The following is a 20,972-nucleotide window of genomic DNA, read 5'->3' as shown; positions in this document are numbered from 1 at the left end:
GTCGTTTTTTGAACCCAGCCTTCAGATTTCCAGCGAACTCAGATACTTGAACGTCTGGGACAACACCGATTTTTTCACCTTTTCCCGGAATTGCGCGTAGTAGAGCGTATTGAATGTAATGACAGATAGTTGCTCTGTACTGTTCTGCACCAAGTCATCCTGATCAATGAAAAAAAATCGTGATGTCTCTCGGCGAAACTGGAACTGACGGTGGTAAATCCCCATTTCAACCCGGTGGGCGTCCTTCTGTACGCAAGGAATCATCTGAAAGAAACCTGCATCCTGAGAAAGACTCGTCGATTCGAACAGATCCAGTGCTGATGCATTCCTTTCCAGCGCCACCAGCGCCCGATTGGTCGGCTCGGAAAAACCCTCGCCGAGGCGTATCGCAATATGCTGCGCCGCCGCCGCCCCCATCGATCCACCCTGGATAGGCGACAACCCTTCCGGACGCGGCACGTCCCAGCCGATGAACCTGAGCTGATTGCAATAGTAGTCGAACCAATTGCCCGACAACCCGTCGTTGTAGGCTGCCCGAGTAGCCCTTTGCGCGAACATCGTGCTCAAGTAAATGTCTTCCCGGTGCGACTCGGGCAGACCGGCGGCAAACGCGACGACACTGCCGCCTACCACCGCAGCCTGCGGAAAAATAAACGTCATGATCCGCCCTCCTCAATGGGCAGAACGGCTGAAGCGTTGATCGCCTCGGTGATATCCGCAATGGTGTCGCTCAGTCTTCCCTCAACCTTGCCGGCAATGGCTTCGCGGACGGGTGCATACAATGTCTCGGACAAGTGCGCATGGAAAAAATGCGCCGAAACGCAACCTTCCATATCCTCGGCATGGAAGCGCTGCCCCCAGGGATTGAGGTCAAGCATTTGCCGTGTTTTGAATTGAAGGCAGACGCTGCTCATCGAACCGTTATCTTGCGCCACGATCACCAACAAGCGGACAGGCCTGGGTTGCGAGGGGATATCTGCCAGTTCACTATCGGATTCTTTTTGCACATGCTTGCGCAACAAACTCATGCCGGGCAAAGAGTCTGGTAGTCGGGCGACGACCTCCAACAACGTCATGACTTGCTGCGCCTCGATGCCACTTGCCAGTACGGCGGTGACCCACTCAACCGGCGAAGCGATATCGTTTTTTTTCAGCTGAATATCCTGTCTGCTTCTGACACTCGTTAACCAGAAATCACCCAGCACTCCCACATAGGTGTCATACCAATCGATGGTGCGGGTGGCCTCGATACGTTTATTAGCGACCAGTTGGGCAAGCAGGACCGAGTTCATCAGGTCATTAGTTGTCGAGCCCACCGATTTACCCGCCAATAAAACGACAGCAGCGGCATTAACAAACACCGAATAATCCTTGGCCATATACAACTCCTGCGACAATAGAAAGAAGGGCGGTCGACACACGACCACCCCATCAAAAACAGGAGATCAGATCTCGTAGCTTTCGATTTTATTAACTGCATTCAAGCCAAGCTTTGTCCGGATAATATCGCGAACCTGGTCGGCAATATAGGGAATCTTCCGGAAAACAGATTCGCCTTTATACAGTTTTACCTCACGACTATCCCAATCCAGAAACAGGACTTGGGTCGATGTGTTTTTCCGAATGAAACGTACTGTTCCAAGCACCATCGTTACCTCACCATCAACTTCGGTGCAGGTACCGGCAGCCATACCGCCTACGCCATGCTCCAGCATATTTCGTTCAAACAGCGTCAGCGCTGTTTGTTTCTTTTTCAAAGCGATGATGGCATCGCCGGCGACCTTCAGCATCAATGCAGAAGTACTGCCTGGTATCGCGAGCCCTGCGACTACCGAGCCGAGGATTTCCAGCACCAACTGATCCATCCGGACAGTATTACCGCCAATGTTCAGATCATTATAATATTTTTGCGTTGTCAGCCAGCCGGCAGAGGTCATGACTTCGACGAATGTGTAATACCACTCTTTGCCCTGATATTCGTGAGGATATTGCTTATTCGCCACAAGACTGGCGAAAAGAAAAGCGTGCAGGGCATCTTCCTGGTTTTGCGCGGACAGGTTACCTGTGAAGGACAAAATGCCTTCGCCAACAACAGCCCCCTTCGAAGGTTCTTCAATAACAATTTCATTCGACACAAAAGTGCGAGAACGCACAACAGGCACCTCATCAATTTCGTAACTTTCCAGACGCTTCATATAGGCAGCCACAGTAGCGCTGTCGATCATATTTACACTCATCATCATCTCCCTTATCAATTAAGCAAGCACTCCATAACTTGCGAAAACAACATTAACCAAACAAGCCAGGCACCACAATATCTGACTTGTAACTCCAAATATTTAGATCAGCAACAGCAACCAAACCCAACAAAACAACTAACCCATATCAAATCGAAAAGTCACGCACACAAAAAACGGCACTGCCCAATCAAATGCCGACAGGTAATTGGAGGGCTGATAGACTCCGGTTCGACCTTCTCCTGCGGTGAGCCGAAATCATGCTCCACGTGTTGTTCAGCGTTTATCTGAAGATGCTGGTGCTTTACAGCCCATTCTTCGTGTTGTCCTGCTTCATCAGCCTGACTCGCGGCTATTCGCGCAAGGAGCAGCGACGCCTGGCCTGGAAAGTGGCGATCGCCACGTTGGTTTCCAGCATCTTGCTGTACCTGTTCGGGCGGGTGATCTTTGACGTGTTCGGCATTACCGTGGATGCATTCCGCATCGGCGCCGGCAGCGTGCTGTTCATCTCGGCGCTGGGCATGGCCCAGGGCAAGTCGGTGGTGCAGACCGACAATGTGCAGCAGGATGTGACCATCGTGCCGCTGACCATTCCGCTGACGGTCGGCCCCGGGACCATCGGCGCCCTGCTGGTCATGGGCGTGAGTCAGCCACATTGGGACGACAAACTGACGGCCATTATCAGTATTGCGCTGGCCAGTTTTACGGTCGGCGTGGTGCTTTATCTGTCCAGCCGGATAGAACGGATCCTGGGCGACCAGGGCCTGCAGATCGTCAGTCGGCTAATGGGATTATTCGTGTGTGCACTGGCAGCACAGATTATTTTTACCGGGGTCAGGGGTTATCTGGTTCCCTGACCCGGCTGCAAAAAAGGCAGGTAATGGAGGCGGCACGAACGGGCCGCCAGCGTTCAGCAGGGTTTGCTGCCATACCAGCGCGGAGTGTAGACCCAGTCGCCACCTTCGGCGCGGGGAAACACGCAGGTGGTGGACGAGCCGATCAGCACCATGGTGCGCATGTCCACTTGCTCTGGTGTGAGCGCGCCGAGCGTGGTGACCCGCAGCGTCTGGCCTGGCCGACCGATATCACGCCCTAGAACCACCGGGGTTTGCGGCGTGCGATGCTGCGCGACGATTTCCAGAGCACGGCCTAACTGCCAAGGCCGCGAACGGGAAATCGGGTTATAGAAAGCCAGCGCCAGATCGGCTTCGGCGGCCAGGTCCAGACGCTTCTCGATGATCGACCATGGCTTGAGGTTGTCCGACAGCGACATCACGCAGAAGTCATGCCCCAACGGCGCACCGGCCTGAGCGGCGGTCGCCAGCGAAGCGGAAACCCCCGGCAGAATCTCCAGATCGACGCTGTGCCAGGCCGGGTCATTCGACTCGTGCAACGCTTCGAGCACTGCGGCCGCCATGGCGAACACGCCGGGGTCACCGGACGAGACCACAATCACCGAACGCCCTTGGGCCGCCAGTTCGAAGGCGTGGCGGGCACGCTGCATCTCCTCGCGATTGTCGGTGCAGTGCAGCACTTGATCCGGCCGAAACGGGCCTGCCATGCGTACATAGGTTTCATAGCCGAGCACATCCGTGGCTTTGGCCAGTTCAGCCTTCACCGCAGATACCATCAATTCGGCAGCACCCGGGCCCAGACCGATCACGGCCAGCCGACCACGAGGGCGACCAATTTGTGCAACGTCCAGGGGCTGTTCGGCGATCGCCAGTGCAAGGTTCGCGTCGATCGGGATAATTGTCGCGTTGGGAACGGCCGTGCGAGCCAACTCGCCGGCATCGCTGGCGGGCGATGCAAAACGCAGCGGCACACCCAACTCAAGCGCCGCTTCGCGCAACGTCGGGTTGGCCATTTCCGTGGCTGGCGCCAGCAAGCACGCCAGCGATTGCCCGGCGACTTGGGCCTGACGCAGCGCCGCGCGAATCGCCTGGGGCAAATCCGCCACACTCGCGCTGACCGCCAGCAAGACACTGCGCGGGTAGATCAATAGTTCATTAGCGGCCGGCGTCCGTTCGGCGCTGCCGACATGGATCGACAAATGCGCCTGAGGGTCTTCTGGCAACTGTGCTTGCGCCAACCAGGGCGCAGCGCCTTCGATGCGCACGTGTTCGCCGGCCAGCAAGTCCGAGACGAAGCGCTTGCCCAGCTCCAGATCGCCCAAGGCATAGCCGCTGGGTGGATTGAGCAGGCACGTGCCGAAACGCAGCTCCCCGCTGGTGGTGATCGCCGCCGCGACGTCGAGGCCAGCGGCAATCTCGCGTGCCATGACATTCACCCCACCGAGACCGCCGAGCAGTGGCACCACCGCGCTACCGTCTTCGGCCACGGCCAGCACCGGTGGCTCAGCACCTTTTTCCAACAGCAATGGCGCCAGGGTGCGGATCACAATTCCGGCGGCGCACAGCGCGATGATCGGCGTGTCCTGTTGATAAAGTTCGCGCAGGGTCGCGCCGAACTCGTGATAAACACGGTCCGCGCCTTCGACCCGTTCGACCAGGCCATGGATCAGTGCGCCCGGATACACCTGCTGAATCTTGCGCGCGGTCGCGAGGCTGCCATTGCCGAGAATGACAATCGCCGGAGCGGAATGGGCCATCAGCCTTGCCACCTTTCACCGGGAACGATGATCAGCGAGAAGTACGGCGAGGACATTGGCTCGACCTGATCCAGCGGCACGATTTTCTGATTGGCCATGGTCGCGCGCTCCACGTACAGCGCACGCTCCGCCAGACCCAGCTCTTCGAGCACCTGACGGACCTTGGGAAAGTTGCGCCCCAGTTTCATGATCACCGCGGCATCGGCATCTGCCAGTCGCCGCTTGAGGTCTTCGTGCGGCAGCACACCCGACAACACCGACAGGCTCTGATTGCGATACACCAGCGGTGCACCGAGTACCGACGCACCGCCGAGCATCGAGCAGACACCCGGCACGACTTCGGCTTCATAGCGCTCGGCCAGACGATCATGCAGGTACATATAAGAGCCGTAGAAGAACGGATCGCCTTCGCAGATCACCGCCACGTCACGGCCCGCATCCAGATGCGCGGCGAGTTGTTCGCCAGCCGCATCGTAGAAATCGCTGATCACTTGTTCGTACGACAGCGGCGCCGGCAGCGCTTCGGTGGTCACCGGATAAACCAGCGGCAGCAGGGTTTGTGCGTCTTGCAGATGCGCTTCGATGATGCCGAAGGCGTTGCCTTTCTTGCCCTTGGCGACGAAGTACGCCACCACCGGCGATTCGCGCAACAGGCGCAAGGCTTTGACGGTAATCAGTTCCGGATCACCGGGGCCGACGCCCAGGCCAATCAAACGTCCAGGTTGCTGCATCATTCGATCTCCGTGGCGAGGGCGTTGACGGCGGCGGCGGCCATGGCACTACCGCCCAGCCGGCCTTGCATGATGACGAAAGGCACACCACGGCTGTCCGCCGCGAGCATCGCCTTGGATTCCGCGGCGCCGACGAAGCCCACCGGGAAGCCGAGGATCAGCGCCGGTTTCGGGGCGCCGGCGTCGAGCATTTCCAGCAGATAAAACAGCGCGGTCGGCGCATTGCCGATCACCACCACGCTGCCTTCCAGGTGCGGACGCCACAGCTCCAGCGCGGCGGCGGAACGGGTGTTGCCCAACTCGCGGGCAAGCTCCGGGACGCTGTCGTCGCGCAGGGTGCAGATCACTTGGTTATTGGCTGGCAAACGCGCGCGGGTCACGCCTTCGCTGACCATCCGCGCGTCGCACAGAATCGGCGCACCAGCCGCCAGCGCATCGCGCCCGGCCTTGCCGGCACCTTCGGAAAACTGCAGCCCGTCGATGGCCTCGACCATGCCGCAGGCGTGGATCACCCGCACCGCGAGTTTCTCCAGATCGGCCGGGATGCGCGCAAGGTTGGCCTCGGCACGAATGATCGCGAAGGAGTTGCGATAGATCTCCTGACCGTCGCGGATGTAATCAAGCATCAAGGGGGCTCCGTGAGCGGGCGTCGAGCAAGGCCGCGACCGCTTCAATAGTAAGATTGCGTGCGTGCAGCGCGCCGAAACCCGGCTGCGCTGCGTCGCGAAAATAGAGGTCGTAGTGACCGGGCGAGACTGCCAGCAAAGTCGCTGACGTGATGTGCGCCGCCGCGCAGGAACGCGCGCAGCCAGACAGATGCACATTCAAGACTTGGCCGTGACGTTGCAGCAACGCCGCCAGTTGCAGGGCATCGCCCTTTGTGTCGGACAGGCCTTTGCCGCAACCCGCCGAACCGGTGCAGGCAATCAGATGCGCCAAGGCATCGTCTGCCGAACAACGCAGGCCCAGTTGTTCAAGACTGTGGGTAACTTCAACAGCGTCGCCTTCGTGAATACCGGGCAGCAGCAGGCTTTGCCAAGGCGTGAAGCGCAGACTGCCATCGCCCCGTTCACGGGCCAGTTGTGCCGCGCCCCGCAGCATGGCGGGATCGAGTCGGCCCAGAGGCGGTGTCGCGCCGACATAGACACGGCCGGTTTCACGCTGAGGATGAGCGCCAATGTGTAGAACGCTCGAGTGCAGAACGTTCGAGTTCGTAACGCGCGACCCGCTCACGATGGGCAGTAGCGGCACACGTTCGGCCACTTGAGCGACAAACCCGGCCACCGGATATTCGGCCAGCAGATGACGCATGCGCGTCTGGTCGGGACGCGCCAGATCGAGGAATAGCTCCAGCACCGCGATCACCAGCGCATGGCCGTTTTCCAGTCGCACCGCGCCCAACGGAGTCTGGGTCGGGCAACCCGCCAGACCGAAGGCCAGCACGCACTCGCCCTTCTGCTCAACGGCGCTCAACCACAGGTCGTGAGGATGTTCGAGCATCGCCAGGCCTTCGCCGCCATCGAGTTGCACGGCAAATTTGGCGCTCAACTGGTGAAAACGCTCATGGCTTTGCAGGCTGGTGAGGATCCGTTCGGCCAGCGGGCGTGTATCGAACAACATCTGCCGGTCGATCCCGGCGCTCGGGCTGAGCATCAGATTGCGCACATCGTCGCCCGCCGCGGTACGCGGGCCCAATCCTGCGGCGAGCAGGCTGTCGATCAAGGCCGTCTGCTCGCTGCCAATCCCGCGAATCTGCAGGTTGGCCCGGTTGGTCGCCTCGATCACGCCCCCGGCAAACCGTTCCGCTGCGCTGGCCATCGCTTCAGCCTGGGCGGCGCTGATCGAACCACCGCTCAATTTGATCCGACAGATGCCGCCGTCCAGCGCCGGGACAATACGCAGCAACCCCGGGCAGGCCGAGGGGCGTAAGGCGGTGGACATCGGGCGTTCGTTCAAAGGGGCGACCGGCTGTGTGGGAAAGGCGCTTCGCGGGCGAAGGCGCGGTATTATGCCTGCTTTGTCCGACGGCATGAAAAGCCTGCCCGTCGGAACAGTCCGTTTGAGGACTTTTTTTGAGGACGGCAGATGTCACCCTGGCTGACAGTAGTAGGTATCGGTGAAGACGGCTTCAAGGGCCTGGGCAAAAATGCCCGTCGCGCCCTATTGGGCGCCTCGCGAATCTTCGGCGGCCAGCGGCAACTGGATTTGCTGCCGGTATGCATTCGCGGCGAGCGGCAATTGTGGCCGAGTCCGTTTTCCCTTGAACCATTGCTGGCACTGCGTGGCGAGCCGGTTTGTGTGCTAGCCAGCGGCGACCCGATGTTCTATGGCGTCGGTGCCAGCCTGGCGCGGCAACTGCCCGGCGCGGAAATGCTGATCCTGCCCGCCCCGTCTTCCGTGTCATTGGCGGCCGCTCGCCTGGGCTGGCCGTTGCAGGATGTGGTGACACTGTCGGTGGTCGCCCGCCCCATCGCCGCGCTCAATGCCCATGTATTCAGTGGTATGCGCTTGCTAGTGTTGAGCAACGACGGCCAGAGTCCGGCGGCCATCGCGGCGTCGCTGCGCGAGCGTGGTTTCGGGCCGAGTCGCCTCATCGTGCTGGAACATCTGGGCGGCGAAGCCGAACGACGCATCGAGGGTGTCGCCAACGACTGGAGCGAGCCGGTGATCGCCGATCTGAACCTGATCGCCATCGAATGCATCGCCGAACCGAACACACCTCGCCTGTCGCGCCTCGCCGGGTTGCCAGACTCTGCCTTCCAGCACGACGGCCAACTGACCAAGCGCGATGTGCGCGCCATCACCCTCGCCCGCCTCGCACCGACACCCGGCGAACTGCTGTGGGACGTCGGCGCCGGCAGCGGTTCCATCGGCATCGAATGGATGCGCGCTCACCCGAGTTGCCGGGCGCTGGCCATCGAAGCGGATGAAGGGCGGCAGTTGTTGATCGAACACAACCGGGATGCCTTGGGCGTCCCCGGTCTGCAATTGATTCGCGGCAAGGCACCACAAGCCTTGGCCGGACTCGAACGCCCGGACGCGATTTTCATCGGTGGCGGCGTCACTCGCGAAGGCGTGCTCGACATTTGCTGGGCGCAACTCAAACCGGGCGGCAGACTGATTGCCAACACCGTCACCCTGCAAAGCGAAGTGACCCTGATGGCCTGGCGCGAACGGCATGGCGGTGAACTGACCCGCATTCACGTCGCTCAGGCACAACCGCTGGGCGAGTTCGACACCTGGCGTCAGGCACTGCCGATCACCTTGCTGGACGTGACGAAACCCCTCGATGCGTGACGAAACCGCCGAACAACCCGCCCCGCTGCGCAGCGGCCTGACCACCGGAAGCTGCGCCACCGCCACTAGTCTCGCGGCGGCACGCCTGCTGCTCAGTGGCGTCGAAGCGGACGCTGTCGAGATCATTTTGCCCAAAGGCAAACGGGTGCAGATGCGCCTGGAGTTTTGTCGACTGATGGACAACGGCGCCGAAGCCGGAACGATCAAAGATGCCGGCGACGACCCGGACGTGACCCACGGCGCCCTGCTCTTTTCCCAAGTGCGCCTGCACAGCGAGCCTGGCATTCGCTTCAGCGCCGGCCGTGGCGTGGGCACCGTCACCCGGCCCGGGCTGGTGCTGAATGTCGGCGAACCGGCGATCAACCCGGTACCGCGCAAAATGATCAGCGAGCACCTGACCCTACTGGCCGAGGAGCTGGATTACCCGGGCGGTTTCGAGGTCACAGTGAACGTCGAGGACGGCGAAGCCCTGGCGCTGAAAACCATGAACCCGCGACTGGGAATTCTCGGCGGCTTGTCGATCCTCGGCACCAGCGGCATCGTCCGGCCGTTCTCCTGCGCGGCCTACATCGCCTCGATCCACCAGGGCATCGACGTCGCCAAAACCAATGGTTACCTGCACATCTCCGCGTGCACCGGCAACGCCAGCGAAGACACCATGCGCCGAGTCTACGACCTGCCGGAAATCGCCCTGATCGAAATGGGCGACTTCGTCGGCGCGGTGCTCAAGCATTTGCGCAAAGTGCCTGTGGATAAACTCAGCCTCTGCGGCGGCTTCGGCAAAATCAGCAAACTGGCGGCCGGGCACATGGATTTGCACAGTCGGCATTCAAGCATCGACCTGCCGCAACTGGCCGAATGGGCTGCGGCGGTCGGCGCGGATGAGGCGTTGCAACAGACGATCCGCGAAGCCAATACCAGTCAGCAGGCGTTGGCCATGGCCAGCGCTGCCGGGATCGCCCTCGGCGACGCGGTGTGTCAGCACGCCCTGGACTTTGCCCGCAGCGTGGTGCCGGCGCAGGTTCAGGTCGAAGTGTTCGCCATCGATCGCCAGGGCGGGATTGTCGGCCATGCAGGAGTTTTTCAATGAAGCGCGTGTTGTTGCTCGGCGGCATCACTGAGGCCCTGGCCATCGCCCGAACCCTGGGGCCAGAACACATCTATAGCCTGGCCGGTGTCGGTCGCGTGCCGACGGATCTGAACTGCCAGGTTCGCGTTGGCGGCTATGGTGGCGCTGAAGGTCTGGCGCAGTTCATTCGGGATGAAGGCATTGACCTGCTGCTGGATGCGACCCACCCCTACGCAGCGCAAATCAGCCAGAACGCCGCCACCGCCGCGCAATTGTGCGGTATTGCATGCTGGGCCCTGCGACGTCCGGCCTGGCAACCACAAGCCGGGGATGACTGGCGCGAAGTCAGCGACTGGGCCGAACTGATCGAAGCACTGAAACCCTTTCGCCGACCGCTGTTCACCCTCGGACGCGAACCGCTGCAGCACCTGCACGAAATCCCGTCGGAGCAATTCTGGACATTGCGTGCACTGGACGTTTATCCGGGCAACGAGCGCTGCGAAGTGATCGGCGCGCGTGGGCCGTTTCTGATCGAGGATGAACGCGAGCTGTTCGAGCGTCGGCAGATCGACGTGCTGATCAGCAAGAACAGCGGCAGCACCGCCACTGAACCGAAACTGGAAGTGGCGCGGGAGCGTGGAGTGCCGGTGCTGGTGTTGAAGCGACCGGTGTTGCCGGGGGTTGAGCGGGAGTTTCTGACGCTTGAAGAAACACTTGTTGCGTTGGCGACCTTCACTCCGTAAGGCAGGATCATTGGCTTGCATGAACAGTAACCTATTTGTTACCTTCAAGGCCGCCTGTGATCACACTCGAAGAATACTTGCAAGAAAACGAAACAAGCCCGTTCGGACATTGGTTCTCAACCTTGAGTCCACAGGCAGCTCTCAAGGTATCCAACGCTATGGTTCGATTGGAATTAGGCAACACCTCCAACATCAAGTGGTTCGACGGTCTCGGTGAATACCGAATCAATTGGGGACCTGGCTATAGAATCTATTTGGTACAAGAGGGAAAGCGCCTGATCATCCTGTTCGGCGGTGGCGATAAGTCCACTCAAAAAACCGACATAAAACAGGCAAAAACACTAATAGCCGAATTTCGAACTCGAAAAAAAGCTGAACGGAACCGGAGGTAACTTCATGGCTCTCACCCGAAGCTACAAACACACCATTGCCGAACGTGCCAAGCGTGATCCTGAGTTCGCACAGGCATTGCTGGATGAGGCTGCTACTCTGTTTCTCAATGGTGAGCCGGAAATGGCCAGGATCATATTGCGCGACCTCGTGAACGCTACCGTCGGTTTCGAAGAACTGGCGAAGGAAACGGCAAAACCCAGCAAAAGTCTCCATCGAATGCTATCTGCCAAAGGCAACCCAAGCATGGATAACCTCGCCGCAATATTCGCGGTTATTCGAGCTACGCTAGGAGTAGACATGCAAGTACATGCCGTACCTGCACACTGACAGATGCACATCAGCAGTTTTACTGCGACACCACACCGCACGCGGCCTTTTTACTTATCGCCCCTGATCAGGCTAAATAGTCGCGCCTGATTGCTCACTTAACCGGATCTGTCCTCATGTCCCGACAACGGCTCGCATTTGCCTGGATCGCCTGCTTTGCAGTGCTGTTCAACATGCTCGCCATGCCGATGTCCGGAGCGATGGCGCAGACGGCGAAATCGCCTGCAGAACAATTGCTGTGGGGCAGTTTCTGTTCTTCCAGCGGCACGAAACTGGTGGCGATTTCTCTGGGCGATATCGAGCAGAAAGTCCCGCAGAGCGACGATCATTCCAACATGCAGCATTGCTGGTGCTGCTCGGGCTCGGCGCCATTGGTGGCGTTACCGGGGCATGTGCCGCAGCTGTATTTTGCGCGTTTCGAGGCCAATCGAAGCCTGCCGCCTGCCGCCCTCGACACACCAACACCGCGCCAGCAATGGCCGAGCCTCAACCCCCGCGCGTCCCCCCTGGTGTGATTCCTTCTCGCAATTGACCTGCGTTTTGAATCGTTCTGGAGAACTGCCATGTTGAACAAACTCATCGTTCTGGCTGTATTGCTGCTGCCTGCCTGTTTTGCCAATGCTCACGAATACAAGGCTGGCGAACTTGAGATCGCCCATCCGTGGTCGCAAGAGTTGCCGCCCAACGCGCCCACCGTCGCCGCGTATTTCGTGATTCACAACAACGGCAAAACCGCCGACCGACTGCTGAGCGTTGACTCGCCGATCGCAGGCGTTGCCCAGCTGCACGAGCATGTGATGCAAAACGATTTGATGAAAATGCAGCAAGTGCCCAGCGTCGAAATTCCGGCTGGCGGCGAAGTCACTTTCGCCCCGATGGCGTATCACGTGATGCTGCTGGAGCTCGAAGACCGCAGCCTGTTGAGCGACGGCAAACGCTTCCCTCTGACGATGCACTTCGAAAAGGCCGGCGATGTGACGGTCGATGTCGCGGTGCAGAAAAAAGCGCCTGAAGGCATGCAAGAGCACATGCACGCCCAGTAATCGCCCACGTTGAAAACGCCCATGCGTAGGCCGTCCGTGTCCCGCCGTCAGTCATTGAGCCTGACGCGCGGCAGCTGGATCAGCCTGTTCGCCATGCTGATGATCTTTATCGGTCCGCTGATTTCTCAGTCGATGCCGATGGATTCGCGCGCCCCGATGTCCATGAGCATGACCATGTCGATGGACATGAGCATGGACATGTCGGCCATGGAGCATGGCGCGCAAGTCGCCGCCGAGCACTGCCCACCCAAAACTGACCATCATGCACTCTGGGAAAAGTGCGGCTATTGCAGCCTGCTGTTCAATTGCCCGGCGCTCACTGGCGGTCAGTCCTTCGTCGCCTTCGACAGTCCACAGACAACCACTTTCACCAATCCCGCTACCCGCCTGGGCCACGCCCGGCAAACCTTCTTCCCCGGCGCCCGCACCCGCGCCCCGCCCATCGTCGCGTAAACACCCACCTCCGACTTCACACGGCCCGAAGACACCCAAGCAACCTGTGGGAGCGAGCTTTTTTGTGGCGAGGGAGCTTGCTCCCGCTTGAGTGCGCAGCACTCACAAAAGGGCCGCTGCGCAGCCCAGCGGGAGCAAGCTCCCTCGCCACAAAAAAGCTGGTTCCCACAAGCATTGTGTCGGCTGCCGGCCGTGTCGTTTACGACTGTTCGATGGAAATTGTCATGTCCAGGTTTTCTGCTGACACACGTTTGGGCGCTGCCCAGGCTTCTTTTGCCCTGAACGAATCTCGCGTTCGTTTCAGGCGCGCCACGGCCATTCTTTGCGGCTTGCTGCTGACACCGATGGTGCTGGCCGATGAACACGCCGGCCACACCGAAGAACTGAGCCCGACGGTGATCACCGCCATCGCGCCGAGTTCGCCACTGACCATCGTCACCAACCCCAAGGACCCGCGCCAACCAGTGCCGGCCAGTGACGGTGGCGATTATCTGAAGACCATCCCCGGCTTCGCGCTGGTGCGCAACGGCGGCACCAACGGAGATCCGGTGCTGCGCGGCATGTTCGGCTCGCGACTGAATATCCTCACCAACGGCAGCATGATGCTCGGCGCCTGCCCCGGCCGCATGGATGCGCCGACTTCGTACATTTCACCGGAAACCTACGACAAACTCACCGTCATCAAAGGCCCGCAAACCGTGCTCTGGGGCCCCGGCGCATCGGCCGGCACCGTCCTGTTCGACCGTGAGCCGGAAAGCTTCGGCGAACTCGGCACCCGGGTAAACGCCAGCGTGCTGGCCGGTTCCAACGGGCGCTTCGACAAAGTAGTGGACGCCGCTGCCGGCGGGCCGCTGGGTTACGTGCGCGTGATCGGCAACACCGCGCATTCCGACGACTACAAGGACGGCAACAACGACACCGTGCCCTCGCGCTATGACAAGTGGAACGGTGACGTCGCTGTCGGCTGGACCCCGAGCGTCGACACGCTGCTGGAGCTGACCGCCGGCAAGGGCGATGGCGAAGCCCGTTACGCCGGGCGCAGCATGGACGGTTCGCAGTTCTTGCGCGAAAGCCTGGGTCTGCGCTTCGAACAGTCAAACATCGGTGAGGTGCTGGATAAGATCGAGGCGCAGGTCTACTACAACTACGCCGACCACGTGATGGACAACTACACCCTGCGCACGCCGTCCGGCACGGGGATGATGGCCGGCCCCATGGCCTCCAACGTCGACCGCCGGACCCTCGGCGCGCGGATCAAAGCCACCTGGCGCTGGGCCGATGTGCAGCTGATCAGTGGCCTGGATGCGCAAACCAACGAACATCGCCAACGCAGCGCGATGGGCGTCGACGCCTACAAGGATGTGCCGCGCAACAAGGACGCCGACTTCCACAACTACGGCGTGTTCAGCGAACTGACCTGGTACGCCGCCGACCGTGATCGGCTGATCACCGGTGCACGACTGGATCGCGCGTCGGCCAAGGATTATCGGCAGACCATCGGCTCCGGGATGATGGCCCGCCCAAACCCGACGGCCGACGACACCCGCGCCGACACTTTGCCCAGCGGTTTCGTCCGTTACGAGCATGACCTGGCTGACAGCCCGACCACGCTGTATGCGGGCCTCGGTCACTCCCAGCGTTTCCCGGATTACTGGGAGCTGTTTTCGCCCAACTCAGGCCCTGCCGGTTCGGTGAATGCGTTCGACTCGATCAAACCGGAGAAAACAACCCAGCTCGACTTCGGCCTGCAATACAAGACCGAAGACCTCGAAGCCTGGGCCTCGGGTTACGTCGGCCAGGTGCGCGATTACATCCTGTTCAACTACACGCCGGGGATGATGGGCATGACCTCGCAAGCCGAGAACATCGACGCGCGAATCATGGGCGGCGAACTCGGTGCGGCCTACAAGCTGACGGCCAACTGGAAAGCCGACGCGACCCTGGCCTACGCCTGGGGCAAGAACAGCAGCGACGGCAGTGCCCTGCCGCAGATGCCACCGCTGGATGCACGTTTCGGCCTGACCTACAGCGAAGACAACTGGAGCGCTGGCGCTTTGTGGCGCGTGGTTGCGGCGCAAAACCGTATCGACCAGAACAAGGGCAACGTGGTCGGCAAAGACTTCGACACGAGCTCGGGTTTTGGCGTGTTCTCGCTCAACGGCGCGTACCGGATCAACAAGAACTGGAAGGTCAGCAGTGGCGTCGACAACCTGTTTGGCAAGGCTTACGCCGAACACTTGAACCTGGCGGGCAACGCCGGTTTCGGTTTTCCGGCCAATGATCCGCAAGCCATCAACGAACCGGGGCGCACGCTCTGGACCAAGGTGGATATGAGCTTCTAAGAGCATCGCGGACAAGCCCGCTCCCACATGGGCGGCGTTGAACCTGTGGGAGCGGGCTTGCCCGCGATCGGTTGCGCAGCAACCGCACTAAACAATAAAGAACCACGCCTAGCGGAGCACACGAATGAAACAGCCCAAACCGAATTTCTACAACCTGGCCTGGCGCTGGCATTTCTATGCCGGCCTGTTCGTCGCGCCATTCATGGTGATGCTGGCCCTGACCGGCATCATCTACCTGTTCAAACCGCAACTCGATCCGTTGATGTACGGCAGCCTGCTGAATGTCCCGGCCGCTCATCACAAAGTCTCCGCCGACGACCTGCTCAAGCGGGTGAAAGAGGCCTATCCACAAGGCCAGATCAAACAGTACCTGCCGCCGGTGAACGCCGAACGCAGTGCGCAATTTGTGGTGATCAATGAAGGTCATGAACTGAACGTGTTCATCGATCCGTACCACGGCGACATCCTCGGCGAGCAAGATGCGAAGAAGAACCTGCAAGCAGTCGCGCGCTCGATTCACGGCGAGTTGATGATCGGCACCGTCGGTGATCGGCTGGTGGAACTGGCCGCCGGTTGGGGCGTCGTGCTGGTGGTTTCCGGAGTATTTTTATGGTGGCCGCGCGGCCAGTCCGCCGGGATTCTCTGGCCACGCTTGTACAGTCGTGGCCGAGTGCTTTGGCGTGACCTGCACGCGGTGACCGGGTTCTGGGGCGCGGCGTTGCTGCTGGTGATGCTGCTCAGCGGCATGACCTGGACCGGGTTCTGGGGCAAGCAATACGCCGACCTCTGGAACCGCTTCCCGGTAGCCATGTGGAATGACGTGCCGAAGTCCGACGTCGAGGCCCGCAGCCTCAACAGCGCCACGCGCCAGACCGTTCCGTGGGCCATGGAAAACACGCCGATGCCGATGTCCGGCGACCACGCCGAACACATGGCCCACGCCAGCACGCAAGCCGGCCCAGCGGCACCGACCATCAGCCTGCAAGACGTGCAAAACATCGCCGTGCAGCGCAAGGTCGAGCCCGGCTACAGCATCACCTTCCCGACCACGGCCACGGGCGTGTTCACCATCGCGCTATTCGCCGACGACCCACGCAACGACGCCACCCTGCATGTCGACCAGTACACCGGCGACGTCCTCGCCGACGTGCGCTACGAGCAATACGGCACGGTCGCCCGTGCCACGGAAATCGGCGTGATGCTGCACGAAGGCAAGATGTTCGGCCCGTTCAATCAAATTATCGTGCTGCTGATCTGCCTGATGATTTTGCTCAGCGCCGTCAGCGGTGTAGTGATCTGGTGGAAGCGCCGGCCACAGGGTAAGTTCGGTGTACCGCCGTTGCGTCATGACCTGCCGAAATGGAAAACCGCGATGGTTATCATGCTCGGGCTGGCGGTGATTTTTCCGTTGGTGGGGGCTTCGCTGGTGGTCGTGTGGGTATTGGATCGAGTGCTGCTGTCGCGTTCTAGCCGGCAAACTGAATCCACCTCACCTTCATCATGAAACAGGCGAGATACGCGTACGCGCAAAGCCAATACAATGCGAACCGCGATCTTTCTTAGTCACCGCCGATTGATCGTTCCCACGCTCTGCGTGGGAATGCAGCCCGGGACGCTCCGCGTCCCAAAAGCGGACGCAGAGCGTCCATTGATGCCTTCCCACGCAGAGCGTGGGAACGATCGTTGGGAATGAAATGACCTCGCTGAACCTCTCGAACCTCGCCTGGACACCCCTGGGCCACGGCCATTGCCATCACCAGTTCCAGCTGCGTGACGCATCGCTGCACGTGGCCGCCGGTGAGTTCGTCGGGTTGATCGGCCCCAACGGCAGCGGCAAAACCAGCCTCTTGCGTTGCGCCTATCGCTTCAGCAAACCGGAAAGCGGGGAGGTCAAACTCGATCACCACAACGTCTGGAAGCAATCCTCACGCTGGTGCGCGCAACGCATCGCGGTGGTGTTGCAGGAATTCCCCGATGCCTTCGGCCTGACCGTCGAGGAAGTGGTCGCCATGGGCCGCACGCCGCACAAAGGCCTGTTTGATGGCGACACCCTTGAAGACCGAAAACTCGCGACCCACGCCCTCGAATCGGTCGGCCTCAAGGGCTTCGAAGACCACGCCTTCGCCACCCTTTCCGGTGGTGAAAAACAGCGGGTAATCCTCGCCCGCGCGCTGGCTCAACAACCGCAATTGCTGATCCTCGACGAGCCGACCAATCACCTCGACCCCCGCTATCAGCTGGAGCTGTTGCAACTGGTCAAGCGTCTGCAGATCGGCACGCTGGCGAGTATTCACGACCTCAATCTGGCGGCGGCCTTCTGTGATCGGCTGTACGTGATCAATCACGGGCGCATCGTGGCCAGCGGCCCGCCCAAAGAAGTCCTGACCGCACAACTGCTGCACAACGTGTTCGGCGTCGACGCCCTGATCGATGACCACCCCTTGCACGGCTACCCACGAATCACCTGGATAACCCAACCATGACTTTGCGTTCCCTGTTTTGCGTCGCTCTGTTGCTGGGCAGTGCCCAAGCATTGGCCGAGGCCACTCATTACCCGCTGACCGTCCAGAGCTGCAACCGCGAAGTCACCTTCAAGGCAGCGCCGAAACACGCGGTCAGCCATGACATCAACATGACCCAGATGATGCTCGCCCTCGGTCTCAAACCAAGGATGGCCGGGTATAGCGGCGTGACGGGCTGGAAGTCGGTGACACCCGAGATGCAGATCATCCTCGATGGCTTGCCGGAGTTGGCGGCCAAGTACCCGTCGGTGGAAACCCTGCTCAACGCCAACGTCGATTTCTTCTTCGCCGGTTGGGATTACGGCATGCGTGTCGGCGGTGATCTCACCCCCCAAACCCTGCAACCGCTGGGCATCAACGTCTACGAACTCACCGAGTCCTGCGCCTTCGTCATGAAGCGCCCGCCAGCCAGTCTGGAAGACACCTATAACGACCTGCGCAACCTCGGGAAAATCTTCGACGTGCAGGACCGCGCCAACACCGTGATCGCCAAGATGCAGGCGCAAGTCGCCGAGGTGCGCAAGGATCTGCCAATGGACAAGCCTCGGGTGTTTCTCTACGACAGTGGTGAAGACCGGGCCATGACTTCCGGTCGTCTCGGCATGCCTCAAGCGCTGATCGATGCCGCCGGTGGGCGCAATATCCTCGACGACGTCGAGGCGAGCTGGACGCGGGTAAATTGGGAGAACGTGGTCGAGCGCAATCCGCAGGTGATCGTGATCGTTGATTACGGCGAAGTCACCGCCGCGCAAAAGGAGCAATTCCTGCTGAACAACCAGGCCCTGCAATCGGTGGACGCGATCAAGAACCAGCGTTTCATCGTCATTCCGTACGTGCAGGCCACGCCCGGGATCGACAACGTGTTGGCGGTCGAAACCCTGGCCAAGGGTTTCCACGGCGAATGATCGATCGTCGCTATGCCTTGTTGCTGACCGCCCTCGGCGCGCTGTTGTTGGTGTCGTGCGTGGTGTCGCTGGGCTTCGGCCCGGCGCGGGTGCCGGTGGAGGTGGTGTGGCGAATATTGCTGCACAAGATTTTTGGTTTCGGTGCTGCGGACTGGACGGCCGGGCAGGAACATATCGTCTGGCTGATCCGCGTGCCGCGCATGTTGCTCGGCGCGCTGGTGGGCGCCGGTCTTGCATTGATCGGTGCGGTGCTGCAAGCGGTGACGCGCAATCCGCTGGCGGATCCGCACCTGCTCGGTGTGACCTCCGGCGCGACCCTCGGCGCGGTGATCGTGGTGCTGCATGTCGGTGAGATTGTCGGGTTGCTGACCTTGCCGATCGCGGCATTTATCGGCGCGCTGCTGAGCATGTTGATCGTGCTGATGATCGCCAATCGCGATGGGCGGCTGGACAGTGATCGGCTGCTGTTGTGCGGCGTGGCGGTGTCGTTCGTGATGATGGCGATCGCCAATTTGCTGTTGTTTCTCGGTGATCACCGCGCCAGTTCTGCGGTGATGTTCTGGATGCTTGGCGGGCTCGGGCTGGCACGCTGGGAATTGCTCGCGGTGCCGGCGGCTAGTGTGTTGCTTGGGTTGGTGTTGTTGCTGGGGATGGCTCGGCCGTTGAATGCGTTAATGGCGGGTGAGCAGACGGCTGTGACCCTCGGACTGAATGCTCGCACCGTGCGGCTGCGGGTGTTTTTGATTGCGTCGTTGATGACTGGGGTGTTGGTGTCGATTAGTGGGTCTATCGGGTTTGTCGGGCTGATGGTGCCGCACATTGCGCGTCGTCTGGTTGGGGCTGAACACCGGCGATTGCTGCCGGTGTGCGTCTTGTTGGGCAGCCTGTTCCTCGTCTGGGTCGATGTGGCCGCACGCACCCTGATCGCCCCGGAAGACTTGCCCATCGGCGTCGCCACCGCGGCGATTGGCGGGTTGTTCTTCATCGGCCTGATGCGCCGTCGCTGACTCACCGCTTTCAAACTGTGGGAGCGGGCTTGCTCGCAAAAGCGGTCGGTCAGACACATTGATGCCGGATGTGCCGCCCTCTTCGCGAGCAAGCCCGCTCCCACAGGAATTGCGATCCTGTGCCTGTTTTGATCGTTCCCACTCTCCCGCGGGGGAATGCCGCCAGGGACGCTCCGCGTTCCGCTTTTGAATGTTTAACGGATGTGTCAAAACACGGAACTTTCCCACGCCTTTTTCAGGTTGTTCGTCGGACGCGAGCCCTCTAGTCTTGGGCTGTCGCTGAATACTCAGCGATCGGGTGTGAGAACCCGGTTAACACTATTAATCCAACACCAGTACCACCATAATTGCCGCCGGCTTGTCCGCTGCCCGCAATGCACTATGGCGGCTGTGTGCGGGCGGACTTCGGTCCGGCCGGGTTTGGGTGTTGACCGGTTTCTCACTCCGCACATAGCTGCCACCCCTTCGTCGCGTGAGAAACGACAAAGGATGGCTCCAATTAAGAGACAACACCCGATGAGCAAGAAGATAGTTCCCGATCCACCCATCGACACCACCACTCCCAAAGCGGAAAAAACGCGCGACGACGATCTGTTCAAAGACCGCGAAGCCATAAAACGCGCCCTCGACTACTACCTCGATCCCCCCGCGCAATACACCGAAAAACCCCGTCGCCCCAGCACGATGTTCATGGTCGCCCCGGACATGGATACCGAAAGCCTGCTGGCCCACGCCTACGAATCGTTGGCCACAGCGAGCGTCCTGGCCAGCGATTTCGCCAACGACCTGACCGGCCCGCAGCGCTACACGGCGCTGGCGATTCAACAGAGCATCATGCTGGCGGAGCTGGCGGTGAACCGGGCGCTGGATAACGTCGACCCGGCGTAGACACACCGCAAACAATGTGGGAGCGGGCTTGCTCGCGAAGACGGCGGCACACTCAACATCACTGTGACTGACCCACCGCTTTCGCGAGCAAGCCCGCTCCCACAGGATTTGTGTCGTACACAGATTTTGTATATGACCGCTCCTCCTGTGGGAGCTGGCTTGCCTGCGATGACGGCACCACATCCAACATCCCTGCGACTGCCCCCCCCCCGCTTTCGCGGGCAAGCCCGCCCCCACAGGGATTATTGTCGTTCACAGATTCAACGTACGACACACATCTACTGTGGGAGCGGGCTTGCTCGCGAAGGCGGCAGCACATCCAACATCACTGTGACTGACACACCGCCTTCGCGAGCAAGCCCGCTCCCACATCTATGGTTACCCCCTTTTCTGCAATACTGTTT

The 20,972-nt window shown here is 60.5% G+C and carries 22 protein-coding genes; 15 read left to right on the top strand and 7 right to left on the bottom strand.

Annotated features, from left to right (window positions below):
* Window positions 1-21: 21 nt before the first annotated feature.
* The 3 genes from IC37_RS23240 to IC37_RS23230 form a co-directional block, all read right to left on the bottom strand.
* Window positions 22-660, bottom strand: a complete 639-nt coding sequence (locus tag IC37_RS23240) for a hypothetical protein (protein WP_030128255.1) — start codon at window positions 658-660, stop codon at window positions 22-24.
* Window positions 657-1,379, bottom strand: coding sequence for a hypothetical protein (locus IC37_RS23235; protein WP_030128256.1), 723 nt, complete (start codon window positions 1,377-1,379; stop codon window positions 657-659). The genes IC37_RS23240 and IC37_RS23235 overlap by 4 nt, the downstream gene beginning before the upstream one ends.
* Window positions 1,380-1,445: 66 nt before the next feature.
* Window positions 1,446-2,237 (bottom strand): hypothetical protein, encoded by a 792-nt coding sequence (locus IC37_RS23230; RefSeq protein WP_030128257.1) that lies wholly within the window; start codon window positions 2,235-2,237, stop codon window positions 1,446-1,448.
* A gap of 260 nt (window positions 2,238-2,497) precedes the next feature.
* Between IC37_RS23230 and IC37_RS23225 the strand changes: the two genes are divergently transcribed.
* On the top strand, window positions 2,498-3,094 hold the full coding sequence (locus tag IC37_RS23225; protein ID WP_030128258.1) for a MarC family protein: 597 nt from the start codon (window positions 2,498-2,500) through the stop codon (window positions 3,092-3,094).
* Window positions 3,095-3,147: 53 nt separating this feature from the next.
* Here IC37_RS23225 and cobJ read toward each other — a convergent pair whose 3' ends face one another.
* Genes cobJ through cobG form a run of 4 tightly spaced genes read right to left on the bottom strand, consistent with a single transcriptional unit; the run spans window position 3,148 to window position 7,520 of the window.
* Complete coding sequence (gene cobJ, locus IC37_RS23220; protein WP_030128259.1) at window positions 3,148-4,848, bottom strand: precorrin-3B C(17)-methyltransferase; 1,701 nt, start codon at window positions 4,846-4,848, stop codon at window positions 3,148-3,150.
* Window positions 4,848-5,579 (bottom strand): precorrin-2 C(20)-methyltransferase, encoded by a 732-nt coding sequence (locus IC37_RS23215; RefSeq protein ID WP_030128260.1) that lies wholly within the window; start codon window positions 5,577-5,579, stop codon window positions 4,848-4,850. Before IC37_RS23215 ends, cobJ begins: the two co-directional genes overlap by 1 nt.
* Window positions 5,579-6,205, bottom strand: a complete 627-nt coding sequence (locus IC37_RS23210; RefSeq protein ID WP_008069015.1) for a precorrin-8X methylmutase — start codon at window positions 6,203-6,205, stop codon at window positions 5,579-5,581. The genes IC37_RS23215 and IC37_RS23210 overlap by 1 nt, the downstream gene beginning before the upstream one ends.
* Entirely contained in the window at window positions 6,198-7,520 is a 1,323-nt protein-coding gene (gene cobG, locus IC37_RS23205) for a precorrin-3B synthase (protein ID WP_033864800.1), read from the bottom strand. Before cobG ends, IC37_RS23210 begins: the two co-directional genes overlap by 8 nt.
* 144 nt (window positions 7,521-7,664) lie before the next feature.
* Between cobG and IC37_RS23200 the strand changes: the two genes are divergently transcribed.
* The 14 genes from IC37_RS23200 (at window position 7,665) to IC37_RS23130 (ending at window position 20,568) form a co-directional block, all read left to right on the top strand.
* Window positions 7,665-8,876, top strand: coding sequence for a bifunctional cobalt-precorrin-7 (C(5))-methyltransferase/cobalt-precorrin-6B (C(15))-methyltransferase (locus IC37_RS23200; RefSeq protein WP_030128262.1), 1,212 nt, complete (start codon window positions 7,665-7,667; stop codon window positions 8,874-8,876).
* Window positions 8,869-9,966 carry a cobalt-precorrin-5B (C(1))-methyltransferase gene (locus tag IC37_RS23195; protein WP_030128263.1) on the top strand — a complete coding sequence of 366 codons (1,098 nt, stop codon included), beginning with the start codon at window positions 8,869-8,871 and terminating at the stop codon, window positions 9,964-9,966. Before IC37_RS23200 ends, IC37_RS23195 begins: the two co-directional genes overlap by 8 nt.
* A complete protein-coding gene (locus IC37_RS23190; protein WP_030128264.1) occupies window positions 9,963-10,688 on the top strand; it encodes a cobalt-precorrin-6A reductase in 726 nt (241 codons plus the stop codon). The genes IC37_RS23195 and IC37_RS23190 overlap by 4 nt, the downstream gene beginning before the upstream one ends.
* Window positions 10,689-10,744: 56 nt before the next feature.
* Window positions 10,745-11,080 (top strand): type II toxin-antitoxin system RelE/ParE family toxin, encoded by a 336-nt coding sequence (locus IC37_RS23185; protein ID WP_030128265.1) that lies wholly within the window; start codon window positions 10,745-10,747, stop codon window positions 11,078-11,080.
* Between the two features lie 4 nt (window positions 11,081-11,084).
* Window positions 11,085-11,408 (top strand): DNA-binding protein, encoded by a 324-nt coding sequence (locus IC37_RS23180; RefSeq protein ID WP_030128266.1) that lies wholly within the window; start codon window positions 11,085-11,087, stop codon window positions 11,406-11,408.
* Between the two features lie 116 nt (window positions 11,409-11,524).
* Window positions 11,525-11,923, top strand: coding sequence for a DUF2946 domain-containing protein (locus IC37_RS23175; RefSeq protein ID WP_030128267.1), 399 nt, complete (start codon window positions 11,525-11,527; stop codon window positions 11,921-11,923).
* Window positions 11,924-11,971: 48 nt separating this feature from the next.
* Window positions 11,972-12,451: a copper chaperone PCu(A)C gene (locus tag IC37_RS23170; protein WP_030128268.1), complete on the top strand. Its 480-nt coding sequence runs from the start codon at window positions 11,972-11,974 to the stop codon at window positions 12,449-12,451.
* Between the two features lie 21 nt (window positions 12,452-12,472).
* On the top strand, window positions 12,473-12,904 hold the full coding sequence (locus tag IC37_RS23165; RefSeq protein WP_030128269.1) for a DUF2946 domain-containing protein: 432 nt from the start codon (window positions 12,473-12,475) through the stop codon (window positions 12,902-12,904).
* A gap of 344 nt (window positions 12,905-13,248) precedes the next feature.
* Window positions 13,249-15,246: a TonB-dependent copper receptor gene (locus tag IC37_RS23160; RefSeq protein WP_371916347.1), complete on the top strand. Its 1,998-nt coding sequence runs from the start codon at window positions 13,249-13,251 to the stop codon at window positions 15,244-15,246.
* A 124-nt stretch (window positions 15,247-15,370) separates the two neighbouring features.
* The gene (locus tag IC37_RS23155; RefSeq protein ID WP_030128271.1) at window positions 15,371-16,750 is read left to right on the top strand and encodes a PepSY domain-containing protein; all 1,380 of its coding nucleotides are present in this window, start codon (window positions 15,371-15,373) and stop codon (window positions 16,748-16,750) included.
* A gap of 190 nt (window positions 16,751-16,940) precedes the next feature.
* Entirely contained in the window at window positions 16,941-17,729 is a 789-nt protein-coding gene (locus tag IC37_RS23145) for an ABC transporter ATP-binding protein (RefSeq protein WP_030128272.1), read from the top strand.
* Complete coding sequence (locus IC37_RS23140; RefSeq protein WP_030128273.1) at window positions 17,726-18,673, top strand: ABC transporter substrate-binding protein; 948 nt, start codon at window positions 17,726-17,728, stop codon at window positions 18,671-18,673. The genes IC37_RS23145 and IC37_RS23140 overlap by 4 nt, the downstream gene beginning before the upstream one ends.
* Window positions 18,670-19,680 (top strand): iron ABC transporter permease, encoded by a 1,011-nt coding sequence (locus IC37_RS23135; RefSeq protein WP_030128274.1) that lies wholly within the window; start codon window positions 18,670-18,672, stop codon window positions 19,678-19,680. Before IC37_RS23140 ends, IC37_RS23135 begins: the two co-directional genes overlap by 4 nt.
* Window positions 19,681-20,196: 516 nt before the next feature.
* The gene (locus IC37_RS23130) at window positions 20,197-20,568 is read left to right on the top strand and encodes a DUF6124 family protein (protein ID WP_030128275.1); all 372 of its coding nucleotides are present in this window, start codon (window positions 20,197-20,199) and stop codon (window positions 20,566-20,568) included.
* Window positions 20,569-20,972 lie beyond the last annotated feature (404 nt).

The organism is Pseudomonas sp. QTF5 (assembly GCF_000512695.2).
In the GTDB taxonomy this organism is placed as follows: Bacteria; Pseudomonadota; Gammaproteobacteria; order Pseudomonadales; family Pseudomonadaceae; genus Aquipseudomonas.
The sequence above is the reverse complement of the archived record's forward strand: the minus strand, read 5'-3'. Positions and strand labels throughout refer to the sequence as shown.

Bases quoted from the DNA above. Each gene is read 5' to 3' on its own strand.
- IC37_RS23230 (WP_030128257.1), bottom strand. From the start codon at position 2,237: ATGAGTGTAAATATGATCGACAGCGCTACTGTGGCTGCCTATATGAAG.
- IC37_RS23210 (WP_008069015.1), bottom strand. From the start codon at position 6,205: ATGCTTGATTACATCCGCGACGGTCAGGAGATCTATCGCAACTCCTTC.
- cobG (WP_033864800.1), bottom strand. From the start codon at position 7,520: ATGTCCACCGCCTTACGCCCCTCGGCCTGCCCGGGGTTGCTGCGTATT.
- IC37_RS23225 (WP_030128258.1), top strand. From the start codon at position 2,498: ATGCTCCACGTGTTGTTCAGCGTTTATCTGAAGATGCTGGTGCTTTAC.
- IC37_RS23190 (WP_030128264.1), top strand. From the start codon at position 9,963: ATGAAGCGCGTGTTGTTGCTCGGCGGCATCACTGAGGCCCTGGCCATC.
- IC37_RS23145 (WP_030128272.1), top strand. From the start codon at position 16,941: ATGACCTCGCTGAACCTCTCGAACCTCGCCTGGACACCCCTGGGCCAC.
- IC37_RS23160 (WP_371916347.1), top strand. From the start codon at position 13,249: ATGGTGCTGGCCGATGAACACGCCGGCCACACCGAAGAACTGAGCCCG.
- IC37_RS23155 (WP_030128271.1), top strand. From the start codon at position 15,371: ATGAAACAGCCCAAACCGAATTTCTACAACCTGGCCTGGCGCTGGCAT.
- IC37_RS23200 (WP_030128262.1), top strand. From the start codon at position 7,665: ATGTCACCCTGGCTGACAGTAGTAGGTATCGGTGAAGACGGCTTCAAG.
- IC37_RS23170 (WP_030128268.1), top strand. From the start codon at position 11,972: ATGTTGAACAAACTCATCGTTCTGGCTGTATTGCTGCTGCCTGCCTGT.
- IC37_RS23140 (WP_030128273.1), top strand. From the start codon at position 17,726: ATGACTTTGCGTTCCCTGTTTTGCGTCGCTCTGTTGCTGGGCAGTGCC.
- IC37_RS23240 (WP_030128255.1), bottom strand. From the start codon at position 660: ATGACGTTTATTTTTCCGCAGGCTGCGGTGGTAGGCGGCAGTGTCGTC.
- IC37_RS23135 (WP_030128274.1), top strand. From the start codon at position 18,670: ATGATCGATCGTCGCTATGCCTTGTTGCTGACCGCCCTCGGCGCGCTG.
- IC37_RS23195 (WP_030128263.1), top strand. From the start codon at position 8,869: ATGCGTGACGAAACCGCCGAACAACCCGCCCCGCTGCGCAGCGGCCTG.
- IC37_RS23130 (WP_030128275.1), top strand. From the start codon at position 20,197: ATGAGCAAGAAGATAGTTCCCGATCCACCCATCGACACCACCACTCCC.
- IC37_RS23235 (WP_030128256.1), bottom strand. From the start codon at position 1,379: ATGGCCAAGGATTATTCGGTGTTTGTTAATGCCGCTGCTGTCGTTTTA.
- IC37_RS23175 (WP_030128267.1), top strand. From the start codon at position 11,525: ATGTCCCGACAACGGCTCGCATTTGCCTGGATCGCCTGCTTTGCAGTG.
- IC37_RS23215 (WP_030128260.1), bottom strand. From the start codon at position 5,579: ATGCAGCAACCTGGACGTTTGATTGGCCTGGGCGTCGGCCCCGGTGAT.
- IC37_RS23165 (WP_030128269.1), top strand. From the start codon at position 12,473: ATGCGTAGGCCGTCCGTGTCCCGCCGTCAGTCATTGAGCCTGACGCGC.
- cobJ (WP_030128259.1), bottom strand. From the start codon at position 4,848: ATGGCCCATTCCGCTCCGGCGATTGTCATTCTCGGCAATGGCAGCCTC.
- IC37_RS23180 (WP_030128266.1), top strand. From the start codon at position 11,085: ATGGCTCTCACCCGAAGCTACAAACACACCATTGCCGAACGTGCCAAG.